This window comes from Vibrio sp. VPAP30, from assembly GCF_001188205.1.
Classification (GTDB): Bacteria; Pseudomonadota; Gammaproteobacteria; order Enterobacterales; family Vibrionaceae; genus Vibrio; species Vibrio bivalvicida.
This window is the reverse complement of sequence record NZ_LBLS01000017.1, coordinates 90,380-107,760: the sequence shown is the minus strand read 5'-3', so window position 1 is coordinate 107,760 and position 17,381 is coordinate 90,380. Positions and strand designations below refer to the sequence as shown.

Genomic DNA, 17,381 nt, shown 5'->3' with positions numbered 1-17,381 from the left:
ATCATTCTCCCTTTACCGCGGCAATGGCTTGCTGATAATTTGGCTCGTCAGCAATTTCACTCACTAACTGTGAATGCAACACCTGACGCTGCTCATCGAGTACAACCACTGCACGCGAAGTCAGACCGCGCAACGCACCGTCTGCAATCGCTACACCGTAACTTTGAGCAAACTCTGGCGAGCGGAAACACGAAGCAATAGACACTTGATGTAACTTGTGTCGCTCGACAAAACGAGCAAGTGCAAATGGGAGATCAGCAGAGACACACAAGACGACAGTGTTGTCCAAGGTTTTTGCCGCTTCATTGAATGATCGAATACTATCAGCGCACGTCGGCGTATCCGCACTTGGGAAAATGTTGAGCACCAATTTTTTCCCATTAAAACGCTCAATGTTGATATCAGCCAATGTTTGGTCACACAGAGTAAACTCTGGGGCTTGCTCCCCTTTTTGCGGTAGTTGACCGTTTACAGAAACCGGGTTCCCTAAGAATGTTACTGACATGATTACCTCTTTTATGTACACATAGTGCATTCACTTTGATGAGTTCACTCGTTAATAACAGGATGTTGAGCAATCCAAACGAGCAACCCTTAGAACGAGGCACATGGTGTCAAAATACTCATTAGTTCCATAGTGAACTAATCAAAACCTTTATGATTCACACCTATGTGATTGTTTTTATTGATGAATAAGCACTATCTTTGGTGATCTCATGCAAGAGGAAATCGTGCGTGTCTTACTTGAGCCAGAAGTCACTGATGAGGCGCTGAAGTAATCCTGGGTGGAATCAAACAACAGGTCGAATTTAAGGTAAAAAAAAGCACCGCAAAAAGCGGTGCTGATTTGAAATACGGCGTGGTTTTATTTTCGACGCGTGATGCATTTCACCCCACCCTCAAGTAACTTCGTATAACAAAGGACTTTGCGGTTGTGATGAATGATCTGCAACATTTCGTTATTGAGACGCCTCATAGCATGAGCCTCAACCTGAATCACGTTGTTCGCAGGCATAGGCGCATCTATCGGTAGTGAAAACTCCGTAAACTGTACCAAATTATCACTATAAAAATCCGTAAAGTAACTAAAGTACAGTCCGCGTTGTCCATCTTCTATCACACGACTCGTGTGGGACTTTTGATTGAAAAACAAACGATGGTTAATCGTGTGGTAATCCTCGATTAAAAACACATCGCCGCTTAACGTCACATTAAGCGTGCCACTGTAGAAAAGTTGACTTGTTTTTCCATTCATGAAGTCAGGCACATCGGCAATTTTGAGCGCTACGTTCGTCAGCGTAGCGAGACCTGCTAGGGAAAAAAATACCAGCAATACTCTATTGACAGACATCGCGTACCATTCCTCCCATTAGGTAAAAGTTCTCCTGCAAATCAAAGGTAAAGTTTCTGACTTCTTGATCTCCCGTCGATTTACAGCGGTAGACACAGGAAAGATAATAATTACTGACACCTGTGGAAATCAGCAGATCGGTTACAGGCGTCCCTTCGAGGTGGGCGCTTTCATCACGGAAATAATGATAGAGTGTTTTACTCGCAGGGTTGTCGAGGAACATAAACGTCCTCTCATCTTGTGTCTCAGTGATCCAACGATCCAACGGCACATTCCAACCGAATGTCCAACGATTCACAGCCTGAGCAGTCTGAAACAAAAATACGACAGCGAAAAACAGCGCCAGCAATGCTTTCAGTTGTTGGTGATAATGATGCTCTTCTGCGTCACGGGACGTTGCCGCAACCGTTGCCTCTTCCGGCGCACAAACGGCAACTTCAGGCAATTGCTGATGCTCAGGCTCTGCCAACTGCACGACATTTTCAAACAGCATGTAGCCACGCGAAGGGATGGTTTTGATGTACTTTTGCTCTTTGCCATTATCACCCAGTGCTAGTCGCAACTGAGCAATACATTGGGTCAAACTGTTATCGGAGACAATACGATCACCCCAAACTTGAGTAAACAGCTCTTTTTTCGGTACAACCTGACCTTGATTCGCGATCAAAACTTCTAACACTCGGCACTCTGTGCCTTTCAGTTTTTTGCCATTCAAGGATTTCACATTAACCAGTTGTTCCCGGGCAAGAGGATACAACTGCCACAAAGATTCGCAGTTCATACACGTACAATTAGTCAATCTACAACTTCTTAGGTGCGACACCTAAGGCTAAGATCGTCCTTGATAGGCCATCGATAGCCGATTTGCTCCCTTGGGAGCACGTGACTCCATCCTAGAGTACGTCATTAAGCCTAGCCATAGGTAACGGTTGCTCTTCGCTGCAGACAGGTCGGCTTGCAGGTAAAAAATCCCCGCACCATGTACTTCAGCTTTATGGAAAGAAGCCCGTTTTTGGGCGTACGATACCCGCTCAATTTATAAAAAACAATAATAAAATATTACCATTTGATATAAAAAGTAAATGACTGTATACCATCTAGTTCTAAGGCTCTAAATAGCAAAATACCCTTAACATTAGCTATACAATCCAACAACACGTTTTAATTAATTGATTATTATTCAAAGACTTGAGATAAAATCACTTGATGGTAATTTAATATTACTCTCACATTTTATCGCCTAACTGAAGTCGGGGGATCGATCCCATCACAGGCCACAGAGCACAATATAACGGCCTATCACAACTGTAACGAAATCTGAATTTCCGTAAATCAACGGCAATTCGCAGTGAGGATAACCACATCGACTATGCCGGGGTAGTTCTCAAAATGATATTCAGAGTTTCCATATGGAAACAATGAAGTTCGACTCGCGACTGCCAGTGACACCACTCATATGGTTGAGTCCCCCGTCATCTCTCGTGAGCAATAAAAAAGCCACATCATCCGATGTGGCTTTCTTGAAGCCGCTGACCAAGCGTCCTTGGAAAGCGCACTGACCCACAGTCTAGACGCCTCCAACCAAAAGTGAAGAAAAACAACATTCTTCAGCGAAATTTCTGAAGCAAGATTCATTTATATCAGAAATGCCTAGCGCAATTCACTCGAACAGATGCCCCCTTCACCAGATTGCCAGCGTCAGATCACTATCGAGGCCAACATAATGGCGGACCCATTTATCAGTGACGCGACCTACATGCCAATTCGATATATTATCTAATTGGGCAACTCGAATATTTCCCTGTTGTCTCTAAATTGATACTGATTAGACCAGACAACAAATTTTTTATGATACTTTGTGGCGCTTTATTATTACAGCTCGACTGATATCAATTAATTCGCACCATCTTTCATTGTGCTTAATTGCTATCATGACTTTTAATTTGAAAAATAAGAGTATCATATGAAGCATAGAACCTCTTTATTCTTGCTTGCAATCACCATTGTTTATATTGTTTATTCATTCATTCGGGGTTATACCGATATAAATATCTCGAGTATATTTACCCCACTAATATTGCTCCCGTTTGCAATCATTCACGGTAGTATGTACTGTGGAGTAAAGAAAATGTCTTATTTCTTTCTTCTAGTCTTTATTGTCAGTGTTTTCTACGAAAGCGTCAGCGTTTCAAGTGGATTTCCTTTCGGTCACTACTATTATTCTGATAGGCTAGGTACCAAAATATTTGACGTGCCATTGGCAATCATGCCGACCTATTTCAGTTTGGGCTATGTTTCTTGGTTTATATCAATGATCCTGCTCAATCAGTTTGATAAACCGATCCCAACGGTAAGCAAAGCCATCATCATCTCCCTGGTTGCCTCATTTGTCATGGTTTCATGGGATGTCGTGATGGACCCAGTGAATTCGCTCATCAAATCTTTGTGGGTCTGGACCGATCGTGGTGTGTATTTTGGCGTGCCTTTAAGTAATTTCTTTGGTTGGTTTTTGTGCGTCTTTACCTTTTATTTGCCTTTCACATTATGGTGCTACAACGATAAAGTGCATTTGAAACAGATCCCAACCCATGGCTACCTATACCTGCCCTCAATCGTTTACATTACCATCATGTCGAAATACATCCTTTGCTTCTTGTTCAAAGACAGCGTTGATGTCACCACGTTGCATGGCGAAGTTTTTAGTTCCAAAGACGTTTATGGGAGTGTCATGCTTATTGGTCTCTTTACCATGCTACCGATCGGCATCCAATCTATCTATAAGATCTACCGACACCGCAATCATTCGCTCCATGCGACAACAGCGCTTTAATTCACACAATACGGTACCCTGTTACCTGGCGCTCGCGTTGCCTGACAACATAAGTACCGTATTCGCCTCACGACGCAGCCACCTTACAAAAACAACCTGCTAGAGCGCAAAAAAATCGGCTGCGACGTTAGAGTTGAATATGAAGAATCCTCTTCATTTCACTGGTGATGATCGCGGATATTTCCAGCAAATTCTTTGGTAAAGGCGATTGAAAAGGGTATGTAATGTATATGTTGTGGCAATCTTGATACTTCTCTAGAATCGTCACATCACACATTGAATTCGCCTTGAAGTAGTAATCTGGCACAATGCCTACACCAATACCATTCTCCAAGAAGGTGATCAGCAATGGCACATTATCCACTTCGATAGTTCCATTGTAGTTGTTCGCGACTGTCTCTTTATGACGGAACTTCTCATAGACAATCAGAGTATCTCCGCGACTCTTTTTTGAACTGACTAAAATGTTGCTAAATGTCCCAATATTGTGAGCAATGAGGCTTTCATCGCGGATGCTGCCGATCCTAATCGCCATATCTATATTGCCCTCAATCAGGTTTTCCACCTTATTCGTTGCAATAATTCTAAAAGAGACGTTGGGGAAACTGCACTTCAGTTTTTTCAAGATATCGATAAACAATGAGGCCGCAATGGAGCTCGGCATTGTAATCGTGAACTTACCACTCATCTCATCGTTCATGGTCGACGTCTTGTAACTCAATTCATTTAGATTGGCGAGTAACTCAAGGGCCGTTTCCTTAAGGCTCTCTCCTTTTGGGGTGAGAGAAATGTTACGAGTGGTTCGATAGAGCAATTTCACGCCAATCGATGCCTCCAGATCGGCGATATGACGACTAATATGAGCTTTTGATTTACCAAGTTCATTAGCGGCTTTGGTAATCGAGAGGTGCTTGCATACAGCGGCGAAGCTTATCAGTTCATTATTCATCATAGTTAGATCATTGTTCCCTATATGTAACACTATGTCACGTTGTTTTCATTACTGGCTATTGATATAAATCATTCCAAGGAGGGGGAATAATGTTAAGACTACATGAAGAAATCCTTATTAGGAAACAAACCAATGAATTTCTTATCGCATTATCCAAAAATGAACTCAGCCAGTTTAATATTGTTGGCTGTTCGATTAAAGGAATCAATGTCGATGAAATTCACCATATTAACATTCAGAAAAATGAACAATTAGTTGAAGTAAAAGACAACCAGATTACAAACTATGTCGCCATTATAGGAAGTCTGCCCAGATTAGCTCAACCGACAAAATTCGTCATTACGTTAGAGTTCATCAATGACGATTTAATTCCACAACTCAACACCATAAGGATTAATGATTATGACGATAACGCGCTCTTATTCGAAACAATATTACTTAAGTCTAAGGGGTTTATTGATTAATAAACTCGTCAAGTTCATCAAAGGTTATATTGAATTAGTCAGCCAACTGAAACCATACAATATCGAGGTGTACTATGCTTATCGTAAAAATGATTAAACGCACTTTGTTAAAGTTAAAACCTGCCCCAAAACGCTATCAACACTTGGAACCAGAATCTAAATCAGCCCATGTTCTTCGCGATTTGGGGTTAGACTAATCAATCCTAACGTCTAAACCACTCGATTCAGGATTCAGGTTGAATTCAAGCGCGCTTTTAACCTTGGCCAAAGTAGACAATCTCTACCCTAAGACTATTCAGTTTTGACGAAAACTGTTTTTACATTTCCCCCTCTTCTCTTGGCCGTCACCCGTCGCGTATTGTTGCACACAAGTTTTCTTATCAGTCACAAGGTCGTCACATGCGCATAAAGGCCATCGATCATTTTACAATCAGAACCTCCGACTTAGAAATGACCGCTCTGTTTTTTGAACAATGCATAGGGCTTCACCGTGGTCCACGCCCGCAATTTGCATTTCCAGGGGCATGGATGTACAACGACGACGGACACCCTATACTGCACTTAGTGTCGCTGCCAGAGGGGCATATTCCCGAAGCGCTCGTCGCTTATTTAGGGAATAAAGGCGCTCAATCTGGCTCAGGAGCCATCGACCATGTCTCTTTCAAAGGACACGACCTAGCCTCGACTCAGCAGCACTTTGTACACCAGAAAGTTCCGTTTCGAGAACGTGTGATCCCACAAATCAATGAACATCAGATCTTTCTCGACGATCCCAACGGTATAACAATTGAAATCATTTTTCCTTTTTCACCTAGCAACAAGATAGTCGGTACTCCCTTACCAGTCGTCGATGTGATTTAGTGCGAAAGTAAACATGCGCCTAAGTTTGAATAGCCGTCGCGTAGGCAAGGACTGGCAGTCGATAGTCGATTCTCGGGTCAATGAAGGCTCAAAGAGCTCTCAACTCTACTTTGCGAGTGAGAGAAGTGATAGACACTCGCCCTCCTCAAGGGGATTGAACTCCGCCTCCACATACTCTAATGTCAGAAACAACGTGAATGCCAAGCGAGCGATGCAGAAGGAGAGCGCATGATTACACTCTATGAATTAGCGGGAGAGCAAGGGGTAAACTTCAGTCCATATTGCTGGAGAACCCGGATGGCGCTTCAACACAAAGGGCTGCCATTCACAACGGTCGATGTCGGGTTTACCGAAATAGACGAGGCTTCACAAGGCCTATTTCACACCCTTCCTTTCATTCACGATGATCACAATCGCCGTATTGGAGGCTCATTTGAGATCGCCGAGTACCTCGAAAACGCCTACCCTGATACACCCTCACTATTCTCCTCGCAACAAGGTAAAACGCTGGCGTTATTCTTTGAGAAGTGGGCAAGAACCTTACACACCGATATCGCGCGTATCGCGATTTTCGATATCTTCAATAAACTCAAGGATCGAGACAAAGCTTACTTCAGGGCCTCACGTGAAAAAGCGCTCGGAGACTCGCTAGAAAACGTGCAATCAAACTGTCAATCCGCGTCCACAGCGCAGCTCACAGACAAACTGCAATTGCTGGAGCAACATCTTAAAGATCTCCCCTTTGTCGGTGGTGAAGCGCCACTTTATGCCGATTACATTGTTTATGGCACATTAAAGTGGTTATTCACCGTCAGCGAAAACGTCAAGCTCACCCACCTAGGCCCCCACATTCAAGCATGGTATCTTCAACTAGACAGTAAGCACTCCCCCAATGAAACCTAGATGCCCAACAAGCTCGTGACTCAATTACCGATTTTTTAGCGCCAGCGCGCCAGCCGCCCCTAATAGAAGGACACCGCTTCCTCTAGTGACAGACAGCAATGATAGTCGTGTTGTCGAGGCCAGGTGGCGGGCTAAACAGGCATAGAGCATCACCAGAGTAAAATCCAACACCGCCATGGATGGACACATGATCAGCAGTTGTGGCAGAACTGGCGTATGTATGTCGATGAATTGAGGGAAGAACGCCGTAAAGAAAACGATGGCTTTAGGGTTGCCCGCGGCGACCATAAAACCTGACCAAAACAGTTTATAATTAGAGACAACGTCGCCAACGGACTCTGGCTCTTCAATGGCCGTTGGTCTTGCAAGCAACATTTTAATCCCCATAAAACATAAAGTGATGACCCCGAACACTTTAATAACTGCAAACGCAAACTCGGAATTGGCGATCACTACCCCTAAACCTAAGGCCACCAAAAGCATTTGTATCCCATTGGCAGTGATATCCCCCAATGCGGTATAAAAGACACGTCGATGCCCAAAACGAAGCGCGTGAGCGATCCCTAGAAAAATGCTCGGTCCTGGAGTCACCGTTAAGATCAGCGATGCGGCCATAAAACCAAGCCATACTTGAAAGTCCATTTTGCGTCCCCCTTTAATCAACGCCTATATAAGCCGCTGCGAACAACATTCAATGTCAAGTGTGTTGAGCTGAGCACGACCGTCAGCCTCGCCGCGTTCTAACCCTCTCCCTGCGGGGAAAAAGGGTCAATTGCTCAGTGAAAGCTTAGAGCCAAGACTGATGCTCGAGTGACACCGTTCTGTCACACTCCGTTTCACCTGTATGTGCAGTTGACTCAGGTTCAATCATCATAAAATGAGTGTCTGGCAACGCTTTAGGGCAATGTTCGACGCCCTTCGGTACCACGTACATCTCTCCTTCGTTCAACACCACATCCCCATCTCTTAATTGAAGCGTCAGTTGCCCTTTCAGCACTAAGAACAATTCATCTTCATTCTCGTGGGCATGCCAAACCAGTTCGCCACTCCCTTTCGCGATCTTCACCAACTGACCATTTGATTGGCCAACAATTTTGGGTGTCCATTCTTCATCAAACAAACGAAACTTCTCTGACAAATTGATTTTTTCCATTTTCACCTCGTAACCCATACGTTTCACTGTCGACTGAGTAACAAAACTCAGGTCACTCTAACCACATATTGGCTAAAGACATCAATCCCATGTTTCCAGTTTCTGTCCCGTACACGTTATCTGCTCTTTGATACACAACATGGTCGCGCCATAAGGGGCAAAAATGGTAGTTTTGGATCAACCAATCTTCAGCGCGATATAGCTTTTGCAAAAAATCCTGACTGTGTTCACTTTCCTGCATTAACGTATCCACAAAACTCAACAGACTTTGCTGAGCCGGGTGGGACAAACAGCGCGCAAACACGTCTCCACACAACAACCACTCGTAATATTGAAAAGTCAGATCATCGCCAAACGCATAGCAATCATAGACGATATCGACCTCGCTACCCGCCACATCTTCGTCAGGGTCGTGGATCCGCACTTCAATCCCTTTTTCTTGTAAAGCGCTCAATAAAGGCTTCACTTCAGCTCGATGGACGCATCTCACTTCAACTACCACAGGTCTAGAAGGCTTCAACCTAGTTTGGTCAAACAAGTGAAACCCTTTATCCTGATGACAATCCATGACACTGTTCGCCGCTTGGCGTGAGGTTCGCTCCAGAAAGCCGCGGCTATGGTACACAACCCAGCTCCGCTCAGCGGTCGATAGGGCATGCTCATGGTGTCGAAACTGGAGGACAGTACACCCACTCTGCTCAATGACCTCCTGATCTTGCTCCAGTTCCCCATCCGTCAGGTAAGATTCCGTAACATGCATCGACCCAGCGGGTAAGGCCTCATTTGTCCAAAATTCCGCACGCTCAATTTCACCTCCCAATCCAAAGTAATGCTGATTTCGCACTAAACTCCAATGTTGACTCTCTAGGCGTTCAACAGCATACGCCCCCGTCCCTTGCGGAACCTCAGAACGAAAGTCAAAAATGGCGCTATGGGCATCTGCCAATAGATGAAGAAAAACCGGATCGTTTTGACGCAAAACAAACGCCACCCACTGGCCATCCACGTCGATACGCTCCAAATGGCGAAATAGAATCTGGTATGGATGTACCGTATCGCGTCGCATCTCAAAGTTCGCTTGAACCCATTCTGGTGTTAGGCGCTCACCGTTATGAAACGTAATATTGTTGCGAATTCGAACGCGAATTTGGCACTCACTCAATCGTAACTGATGGCCGAGATGTGGGTAAATTTGTTGGTGTTTACTGTCATACCGCAAGAGTGTGTCAAATACACTCTCGATCAACAAAATTGAACGCGTTGACAGGGCACAATGGGGCCGCCATTCAGGCAAATCGTATGGCACAAGATACATCAATGTATTTTGCTCACGTAAGGTTTGTCGAGCACTATCAAGCCAATAGGGCATACGTTCTTGAAACAGTCCAACTCGACCGAACTGCTCTGCCAATCTATAGGCCTGATTCAGATTTCCATTCTGAGCCAGTTGCTCCAGTTGCTCAGTCAAAGCCTCTTCAAAACTTTTTAACAAGGTGAATTGCGAATGATGCCCCCTGCCCCGGCCTGGTACCCAACTTATCACCCCCAACTTTTGCAACGAGGTCATTAGCTTACTAACATTGCGCTCTGAACAAACTAATAGCTCAGCAAGTCGGGAAATATTGACACCACACGCTATTTGCACCGAAAACTGACTTTCGAGCTGCTTAACACGCTTCAATTGACTGGATGAAAGGAAACAGGATTGCACGATACCTACTCTATTATTGTTACTTACCCTAACCGCCACTCCTCACTCCGTGTCGCTCGCTTGAGCTCCTAGATAGCGACTACAGCGGCAACCACAGACCAACGACGAAACCGAAGAAAAAGACGTAAGGCCACCGATATGATTTGCGCGACACACCTACAACGTGTGCAACGTTTGGTTCAATCAAATAACGTTTTGCATTCAGCGTATAAAACGTATAGTCGAGTGGGTTCATTGTCGTACTCCTGGCAACTTGCTGTAAACGTGCTAAGCAGTATGCGGAGTGAATAACGAACTAAGAACGATCACTTGAATGAATATGGTTCACCTTTTACGCCATGGCGCCTTCACGGTCTATGTAAGAGAGGCGTTCGCGCACCAAACGACTGCCAATACTCATTCTCTCACCCCTTCCTCATCAAGAGAGACCGTCAGGTTCGCCTCGTTAATAGCTTAGAACTAACTCACAACGGACCACATCCGAATCACGCAATATCGTGTGAGCCTCTCGAATCGCCACGCAAAAACCATCAATATCCGAATCACACAACGCCACTAGGTGTCGCGCCGCATCTCTCGCTCGCGGATAGTGCAGCAGAGCGTTATATCGACAATGGGTAAATCGTTTGCTGTCATAGCAACCATTCACGAAAATAACGAGCGCTAACGCCTCTGTAGACCCGCGCTCTATCGTTTTTATGGACTTTGAGAATTCGTCCAATGCCAAGTTGACGTTTTGATCGATAGATTTTTTGGATAACCACATGTTTACCCACCAAGCGATGCATATGAGTTTAAGATGGCTCTGTCATTGATGACACAAACACATTACCCCAATCAATCCAAGTATGGTCCTATCCCTGTCGAGAAAAGGAGAGATGCATCCCAGAACGAGCCCCCCGACCGCAAAACGTCCTAAAGCCCCCACAATTAGTGTCCCAAACCCCTCACCTTCCACACTTAACTCTCTATACTTGTACACTCACCAGGTTCGATCAAGATCATTTGCGTACAAAGCAATCGCGCGTTGATACTCTTTGATCTCTGCCTTGTCGGTTGTCGACAGTAACAGCTTTAACAGCAACGACACCGCTTCCTTGTGACGTCCCAAATTATACAAGCACATCGCATAGAAAGGCTGAACTTCCAACGCGTCCGGATAAGCGACCAGCGTTTGCTCAAAAAACTCGAGCGCCTCGTGATATTGCCCCAAACTTCGGTAAGTACTGGCCAAACCAAACAGAGTATCAAAACGCTCATCTGAGGACAGTGAACCGGAAAGGGCTTGTAGGTAGTGCTCAATCGCCCTTCGCTCTTTTCCTTCGTTGTCATACGACCAGGCTATATGCAGGTGTGCGCGTGCCGCAAACACTTCATTTGAGAGCAGACTTGCTAACGTATCTCGTGATGCTTGGTACTGCTTTTGTTCACGCAATGCAATTGCTTGCATCAATATCGATTCCATACATCGTTTTCCTTTCAGGGATACCACCGTGCTAACGCACTTAAGCGCCAAACCACGCCAACTTGTCATAATTTTCGTGGCGCTAACCATCAACTTGCGCGAGCGTGTAGTTGCGTAGCGTTACGTCATCAATACTACTTATTTTAATAGTTTGGTGGGGCAAACGCTCTCCTTTGTTCCTCGCCGCCAAGTAGTCAAGACAAAATGGGATCAAGGCGACGCCTTTCACTCTGGCGATAGACCGATCTTTCACCCGAACGTGATGCTCATACTCAGCCATAATTCGCGGCTTGTGGCGCAAGCTAAAATAATCCACTTTGAATATGTCAAAGGACACATCCACAACGATATCGAGCTCGAACTCCAAGCCAATATCCCCAGCTCCAAAATAGATTGGTTGGCTAAATTCCGCTTTGACCGCCCCACACTCTCCCATTCCAATGATATGGGCCATGTTATCATCATTGGGGATCAATAAATCGCAGATCTGTAAACCAATCACATGCTCTTTTAGCGCATGTGACAGCCGCTTTCCTGCAGACACCGCGAGCGCTTGAAAACGTGATATCGCCAGAAAATGCTGACCGGTTGCGATCCCCCGGTCCAATCGTCTTAACAAGCTCTGAACATCGTTACGCTTAATAAAATCGATCAACTGACGACAGCACGTAATGTGAGCGTGCGGCTTACACGCTTGGCTCAGTGCCTCGTCTTTCGAAATGATGACAGTAGGCACTCCATCACCTGCGTGCTCGAGTACTTGGGAAACATAACCTTTCAGACGTTCTGACTCACTGCGGAGAAATTGACTCACAGGTAACTGAGCATGATAAGCGGCCATAAAATATTTCGTCTCTGACTCACCTAAGGGCAACGTGTCCTGGTTAATCGCCCGAAACCATGTCAGAAACTGACGTTCAGAAGCTTGTAAGATCTCCCGATAGCTCGCTTCGATGGTACGTTTTACTGTCCCAAGTTCTTTACTCTTCGGGCCTGTTTGGTTGCGTTGTATCAAGGCCTCTATCCTCGACAAATACTCCGTGGTCTTGTTCTCAAACCAGCGCAATCGTTGAAGCCGCATAGAATCCGAGAACACTGGTGGCGAATAGAGCTTGACTTCATTTGCCTCTATAAGCCTCGATAGAGCCTGGCGATCTTTATGGAGCAAGAGATCCTCGTTCGCCTCGAGATCCGTATTTAGGACCAAACAAATCACCGTTGACCTCACTTAAAGTATTCGAAGTTATGCGTATCAAGATGCTAATTTATTGCATCTTGTCATGCAGATGAAACCTCCTAGTAAAGAAAGTCCCAATCCCCAAACAAACGCGTCTGATATCACTGAAACGGCATTGATAGAATTAACATCAAGACCCTCCCTCCGACCGTAGGCCGACGCAGTGTCCATGGTCGAGTGATTTCCCTTCTCCCGTAGCGTGAAAGGGAGCAGATCCACGGATTTTCGTTACACCAATTCACTGTAGATAGAGAGGAATGATGATGAAGAAAATAATACTTTTGGCCGCGATCCTACCGGCATCGGTTTCTGCACTGACGTTTGACGGCTTTTACGTCGGTGCTGGCTTTGGCACAACCGACTACAGTGAAGATCGCTACTTGGATGACAACATTGCGGGGGCATACTCGTTCGACGAGTCCTCGACGACCAAGCTGATTGCAGGCTATGCCTTTAACAGAATCATCAGTATTGAGGCGCAGTACACAAACTATGGCGACATTGATGTCAAACCCCAATTGAACACTCTCTCCGATTTTACAATGGAGCATAGCTCCTTTACATTAGCGACAAATGTTGGCTATACCTTTGACAATGGCGTGCGTCCTTTTGCCACCGCGGGACTGGGTTCCATCTCACTCGACAATAAATCGAGTAGACTGAGTGAATCTGACACCGGCACTGCTTATCGACTTGGTCTCGGCGTCGACTACACGCCGCCTCAATTCGGGGGGATCACCGTCAAAGCAGCGTACGAAGCAGATGTTTATGAAGTGGAAGTCCAAAAAAACTACGGTTTCTTCCGCCAAACCAAAACCTACACACCGACCATTGGTACTTTTTACTTAGCGGCGAGCTATACATTCTGATCCCTTGGCGGTGGCTTAGTACCGCCTTGGCAATTTATTGGAAGTATTAACTCTCCAACAATGATCACCGTCAAGTCGCTTCAAGGTGAGCGCCTTTCACACAAGAAGAGGAAAAATAGGAGTGTACATAAGATTCATCGCCAGTATGGAAGAAGAAAAAAAACTTCAACATACCCACGGAATCATTACTCAAGCAAAACTGATGCTCGACGAAGGATTGATTCTTTACTCTTACCACCGAGAGCAATTAGACGCGATTTTCGAACAACTGAATGATACCCTGCCGTGCCCTCCTTTTGAGCATTCAAATTGGCCTAACAATGCGATCTCTTGGTTTCTCGATTCGAGTACGAGCTTTGTGGCTCTGATGTACGAGCTCAAGCATATTCTTGAGGAATACGACACCATCGTGACTGTACTTCAATACCAGGACGTCGGTACCGTCCTATATCGAGACGCATATCAAGTCGTCGCGAAATCAAGCCAATTGTAAAGAAAACTCAACCCGACTGAGTCATTTCGCTCGTTAAGTGAAGGCGTTCCAGCGAAACATGGCTGCCTGTTTGACCTTTGAACCACGTTCTTCCCCCCTCACTCTAGTGTTTCGGCCTCTCGACACGGTCTAAATAACGTTCGACGTCCACACCATCAATTTGGTCTGCGCGCATGAATTGATTAGCAAATCTCAGATATACCCCAGACGAGAGAAACAACGCAAACAGATCGGCATCCAAATGCTGGTTGTTGACCATGTGGCTCATAATTTCAATCGACTCCGACAATGATTTAGCCTTCTTATATGGACGGTCTGTACTGGTTAAAGCTTCAAAAACATCTGCGATTGCCATTATCCGTGCGGTGATTGGCATCTGCTCTTTGACTAACCCCATCGGATAGCCTTTGCCATCCATTCTCTCATGGTGACCACCCGCGATCGCGGCAACACCTCGCATGTGTTTCGGAAAAGGCAGAGACTCAAGGATTTTAATCGTCTGAATAATGTGATCATTGATGATAAAACGCTCCTCATCGGCTAACGTGCCCCGTCGAATAGACAGATTGTACATTTCCCCCTGATTCGCTTGATATTCCGTCGGCTTCATGGTAAATCGCGCTTCGTTTGTAGGGGGAAAATCCCAAGGGATCAAGTGTTCGGGTTTATCACTTAGCAGTCCCTCTTTCACAGGCAAAGTGTCAGTTTTAGGATAGCGCTGTTTCTCTACCCAAGACAATCCCGCCGTTTTACTCAGAGTTCGTGTCCAAGTTCTACTCGCGATACGCTCTAGTCGCTCAAGATCTGAGTCGCTGACAAATTCTGCCCCTAAATTCATTTCCGCGATAAACGCAAAGTCAGCATCGATATCTCGATGCACCTGATCTAATTTCTCACGCTGTTCTTCGGACAGTTTCGAAGTGTTTTGACGGAGTATGTCTATTTCATGGTCTCGTTTAAGCACCTCAAAGCGCATCCGAATTTCGTGTATTCGATTGTAGATCGTCTCGAGTTTAGTGGCTTTATCCACCACATGTTCGGGTGTGGTGATTTTGCCGCAGTCATGCAACCAGCTAGCCATCTTCAGTTCTTCCCATTGCTCAGAAGTTAAACTAAAGTGTTGAAAGGCTTCGATCTTCGAGTCCTCCGCAGCTTGAGTCAACCATTCGGTGATCACCGGAACACGTTGACAATGATGACCAGTGTAAGGTGACTTCTTATCGAGCGACCCCGCAAACACCTGAATGAATGAATCCAGTAACGCTTTTTGCGTGTCAAGCATGTCATGAGTTTCAATCGCCACCGAGGTAAAGCCCAACAAAGTCTGCAAATAGTCGGCGTATTGAGCATAATGTCTCGAAGCATTCGCGTACGGATAGAGTAAACCGAGTGAACCAACTACCTCCCCTGAACGCCCTTTAATCGGTATACAAACAACCTCACAGCGATCGTAAAAAAGGGGCAGTTTCAGGTGAGGCACTTCATCTACCGTAAATGTCGCGGTCTGCTTTGCTACAAAGATCTCTCTAACAAAGCGCGTCGCTTCAGAGACCGGGATAGGCGAAGCACTAATGTCTGACGAATTGCCTTGGTCACACCAAAGCATGCTTGGCACCAAGCACTTAACTTCCGTATCAAGCAGGTACAATAACACCCCCTGCGCTTCTACCGCTTGCGCGACCTCACGACACACCATACTAAGCATGTCGTCCAAATTGTCTTCACGCGCTATCTTGTGCGTCAAACTGACAAATTGCCGTATGGTCGTTTGCGTCGACATCTGCGCGTCGTTAAGTTGCTGTATCTCGCGAATCACGCTCCGCTCCAAAGCGCCACTGTCAAGCTTAAACCCTTCTATGTCTTTCGCTTTTTCTGTCGCTCGCTGGATAGGTTTAGAAATAAATTTTGAAATGACGTAAATCATGGGAACCATGAGGACGAGTACCAGTAATGACCCATACAAAGTCTGTTGCTTGATAAGAGCGCCTTTGTTGAACAACGCGTTGGCTTTAGATGCCATCAATAAATGAACATGCTCGCTGTTTAAAGGCCGTATTGTCACTATTTGACCAATCCACTGTTCGTTATTGTATTCGAATTCCCCCAGTTGACCACGTTCCGCATTTTCTTCGATAGCATGGGGCACCACTTGATTGGTCACCATCTCAATATGAGTGATCACTCCCTGGGAAGACCTTGGTGGCTGAGCACTATCACTCAAGGCGAGAATTTGTCCCGAGTCGTTGTAAAGCACTCGGAGTGAGGAATCATTTGTGAGTGTATCCGCCAAAGATCGGCGTAAATCGTCAAGTAAGACATCGGCAGAAATGATCACTCCTGACGAACTTTGCCGATAGATTTTCAGCCCTAAGGATTCAGGACCTGGCAACAATAGAGGCTTGGAAATGAGGTTGGTGCTTTGATTTGCTTGCTCAAACCACGAACTCGTTTTGTACAAAATCCGCTTGTCATTGGGCCGCGTTTCTAACACCTTCAGTTCTTGACTCATGATCTGTATCTGACTCGAAAGATCATTAGAGACAGTCAGTACATAACGCGCCGACGCTGAAGCAGCAATTCTCTGCCTCATGACAGGATCTCTGATCCGCATTACCGAAAAAAAATCACCCGAAGGGTAATAGAAAGAGTACGCATTCACGTGCTCGAATTCCTCAAGGAGATGCGCGATTTCCGGGAGCAGTTGTTGGCTTGCGAGCTCAGCAACTTCATGGAGTGCGTGACTTTTCGAATACGTTCCCAGTGCAGAAAAAGCCGTTTTGTAGTGATGATTTAACTGATGGCGTGTTTCAGCAGCGACACGAGTAAAAATCTTATTGTTGGCTTCAACAATCAGCGTCGATAAGCCCCGACTCGCTAACCCGATCTGAATAACGGAGGCTAAAATCACAACCAGGATAATCACCGTCGCTAAGTGAACATGGATCGGCAAAGTGAGGCGTTTCGCTGTCATTGACGGCACTCCAATAGAGAATATTCTCCATTAAAGCGTAGACTTTTTATGTTTGTTTATTTTTAAACAGACTGGATATTCATTTTATATTTCAATAACGTGAACACGATCAGTATGAGTC

General features: G+C 45.4%; 17 protein-coding genes. 6 read left to right on the top strand and 11 right to left on the bottom strand.

Annotated elements, in window-relative coordinates; all coding sequences use genetic code 11:
* Position 1: 1 nt before the first annotated feature.
* The 3 genes from tpx to ZX61_RS06460 form a co-directional block, all read right to left on the bottom strand.
* A complete protein-coding gene (tpx, locus tag ZX61_RS06470; protein WP_049843864.1) occupies positions 2-505 on the bottom strand; it encodes a thiol peroxidase in 504 nt (167 codons plus the stop codon).
* Positions 506-865: 360 nt separating this feature from the next.
* Complete coding sequence (locus ZX61_RS06465) at positions 866-1,351, bottom strand: hypothetical protein (protein ID WP_004744221.1); 486 nt, start codon at positions 1,349-1,351, stop codon at positions 866-868.
* Positions 1,338-2,132, bottom strand: coding sequence for a winged helix-turn-helix domain-containing protein (locus tag ZX61_RS06460; RefSeq protein ID WP_235431303.1), 795 nt, complete (start codon positions 2,130-2,132; stop codon positions 1,338-1,340). Before ZX61_RS06460 ends, ZX61_RS06465 begins: the two co-directional genes overlap by 14 nt.
* A gap of 1,182 nt (positions 2,133-3,314) precedes the next feature.
* Between ZX61_RS06460 and ZX61_RS06455 the strand changes: the two genes are divergently transcribed.
* On the top strand, positions 3,315-4,181 hold the full coding sequence (locus tag ZX61_RS06455; RefSeq protein ID WP_268808139.1) for a carotenoid biosynthesis protein: 867 nt from the start codon (positions 3,315-3,317) through the stop codon (positions 4,179-4,181).
* 127 nt (positions 4,182-4,308) lie between these two features.
* Here the strand turns inward: ZX61_RS06455 and ZX61_RS06450 are convergent, their stop codons facing one another.
* Positions 4,309-5,133 carry a LysR family transcriptional regulator gene (locus ZX61_RS06450; protein WP_004744224.1) on the bottom strand — a complete coding sequence of 275 codons (825 nt, stop codon included), beginning with the start codon at positions 5,131-5,133 and terminating at the stop codon, positions 4,309-4,311.
* 89 nt (positions 5,134-5,222) lie between these two features.
* Between ZX61_RS06450 and ZX61_RS06445 the strand changes: the two genes are divergently transcribed.
* The 3 genes from ZX61_RS06445 to ZX61_RS06435 all read left to right on the top strand — a co-directional run bounded on the left by ZX61_RS06445 (position 5,223) and on the right by ZX61_RS06435 (position 7,361).
* A complete protein-coding gene (locus ZX61_RS06445) occupies positions 5,223-5,597 on the top strand; it encodes a hypothetical protein (protein ID WP_049843863.1) in 375 nt (124 codons plus the stop codon).
* A 399-nt stretch (positions 5,598-5,996) separates the two neighbouring features.
* Positions 5,997-6,458 (top strand): VOC family protein, encoded by a 462-nt coding sequence (locus tag ZX61_RS06440; RefSeq protein WP_049843862.1) that lies wholly within the window; start codon positions 5,997-5,999, stop codon positions 6,456-6,458.
* Positions 6,459-6,686: 228 nt separating this feature from the next.
* On the top strand, positions 6,687-7,361 hold the full coding sequence (locus ZX61_RS06435) for a glutathione S-transferase N-terminal domain-containing protein (protein WP_235431302.1): 675 nt from the start codon (positions 6,687-6,689) through the stop codon (positions 7,359-7,361).
* Positions 7,362-7,385: 24 nt separating this feature from the next.
* Here ZX61_RS06435 and ZX61_RS06430 read toward each other — a convergent pair whose 3' ends face one another.
* The 6 genes from ZX61_RS06430 to ZX61_RS06410 form a co-directional block, all read right to left on the bottom strand.
* A complete protein-coding gene (locus tag ZX61_RS06430) occupies positions 7,386-8,003 on the bottom strand; it encodes a LysE family translocator (protein ID WP_049843861.1) in 618 nt (205 codons plus the stop codon).
* Positions 8,004-8,148: 145 nt separating this feature from the next.
* Positions 8,149-8,514: a cupin domain-containing protein gene (locus ZX61_RS06425; RefSeq protein ID WP_049843860.1), complete on the bottom strand. Its 366-nt coding sequence runs from the start codon at positions 8,512-8,514 to the stop codon at positions 8,149-8,151.
* Between the two features lie 52 nt (positions 8,515-8,566).
* Positions 8,567-10,225 carry an SgrR family transcriptional regulator gene (locus ZX61_RS06420; protein WP_082173415.1) on the bottom strand — a complete coding sequence of 553 codons (1,659 nt, stop codon included), beginning with the start codon at positions 10,223-10,225 and terminating at the stop codon, positions 8,567-8,569.
* A gap of 445 nt (positions 10,226-10,670) precedes the next feature.
* Positions 10,671-10,991 carry a hypothetical protein gene (locus tag ZX61_RS23955; protein WP_150114964.1) on the bottom strand — a complete coding sequence of 107 codons (321 nt, stop codon included), beginning with the start codon at positions 10,989-10,991 and terminating at the stop codon, positions 10,671-10,673.
* Between the two features lie 216 nt (positions 10,992-11,207).
* Entirely contained in the window at positions 11,208-11,690 is a 483-nt protein-coding gene (locus tag ZX61_RS06415) for a tetratricopeptide repeat protein (protein ID WP_049843859.1), read from the bottom strand.
* A gap of 82 nt (positions 11,691-11,772) precedes the next feature.
* Positions 11,773-12,705 (bottom strand): hypothetical protein, encoded by a 933-nt coding sequence (locus ZX61_RS06410; RefSeq protein ID WP_235431300.1) that lies wholly within the window; start codon positions 12,703-12,705, stop codon positions 11,773-11,775.
* A gap of 485 nt (positions 12,706-13,190) precedes the next feature.
* On the opposite strand from ZX61_RS06410, the gene ZX61_RS06405 reads away from it, so the two are divergent.
* Complete coding sequence (locus tag ZX61_RS06405; protein WP_200904217.1) at positions 13,191-13,796, top strand: porin family protein; 606 nt, start codon at positions 13,191-13,193, stop codon at positions 13,794-13,796.
* A gap of 121 nt (positions 13,797-13,917) precedes the next feature.
* Complete coding sequence (locus ZX61_RS06400) at positions 13,918-14,289, top strand: hypothetical protein (RefSeq protein WP_004744236.1); 372 nt, start codon at positions 13,918-13,920, stop codon at positions 14,287-14,289.
* Positions 14,290-14,392: 103 nt separating this feature from the next.
* Here the strand turns inward: ZX61_RS06400 and ZX61_RS06395 are convergent, their stop codons facing one another.
* Positions 14,393-17,260, bottom strand: a complete 2,868-nt coding sequence (locus tag ZX61_RS06395; protein ID WP_049843856.1) for an HD domain-containing phosphohydrolase — start codon at positions 17,258-17,260, stop codon at positions 14,393-14,395.
* Positions 17,261-17,381: the final 121 nt, after the last annotated feature.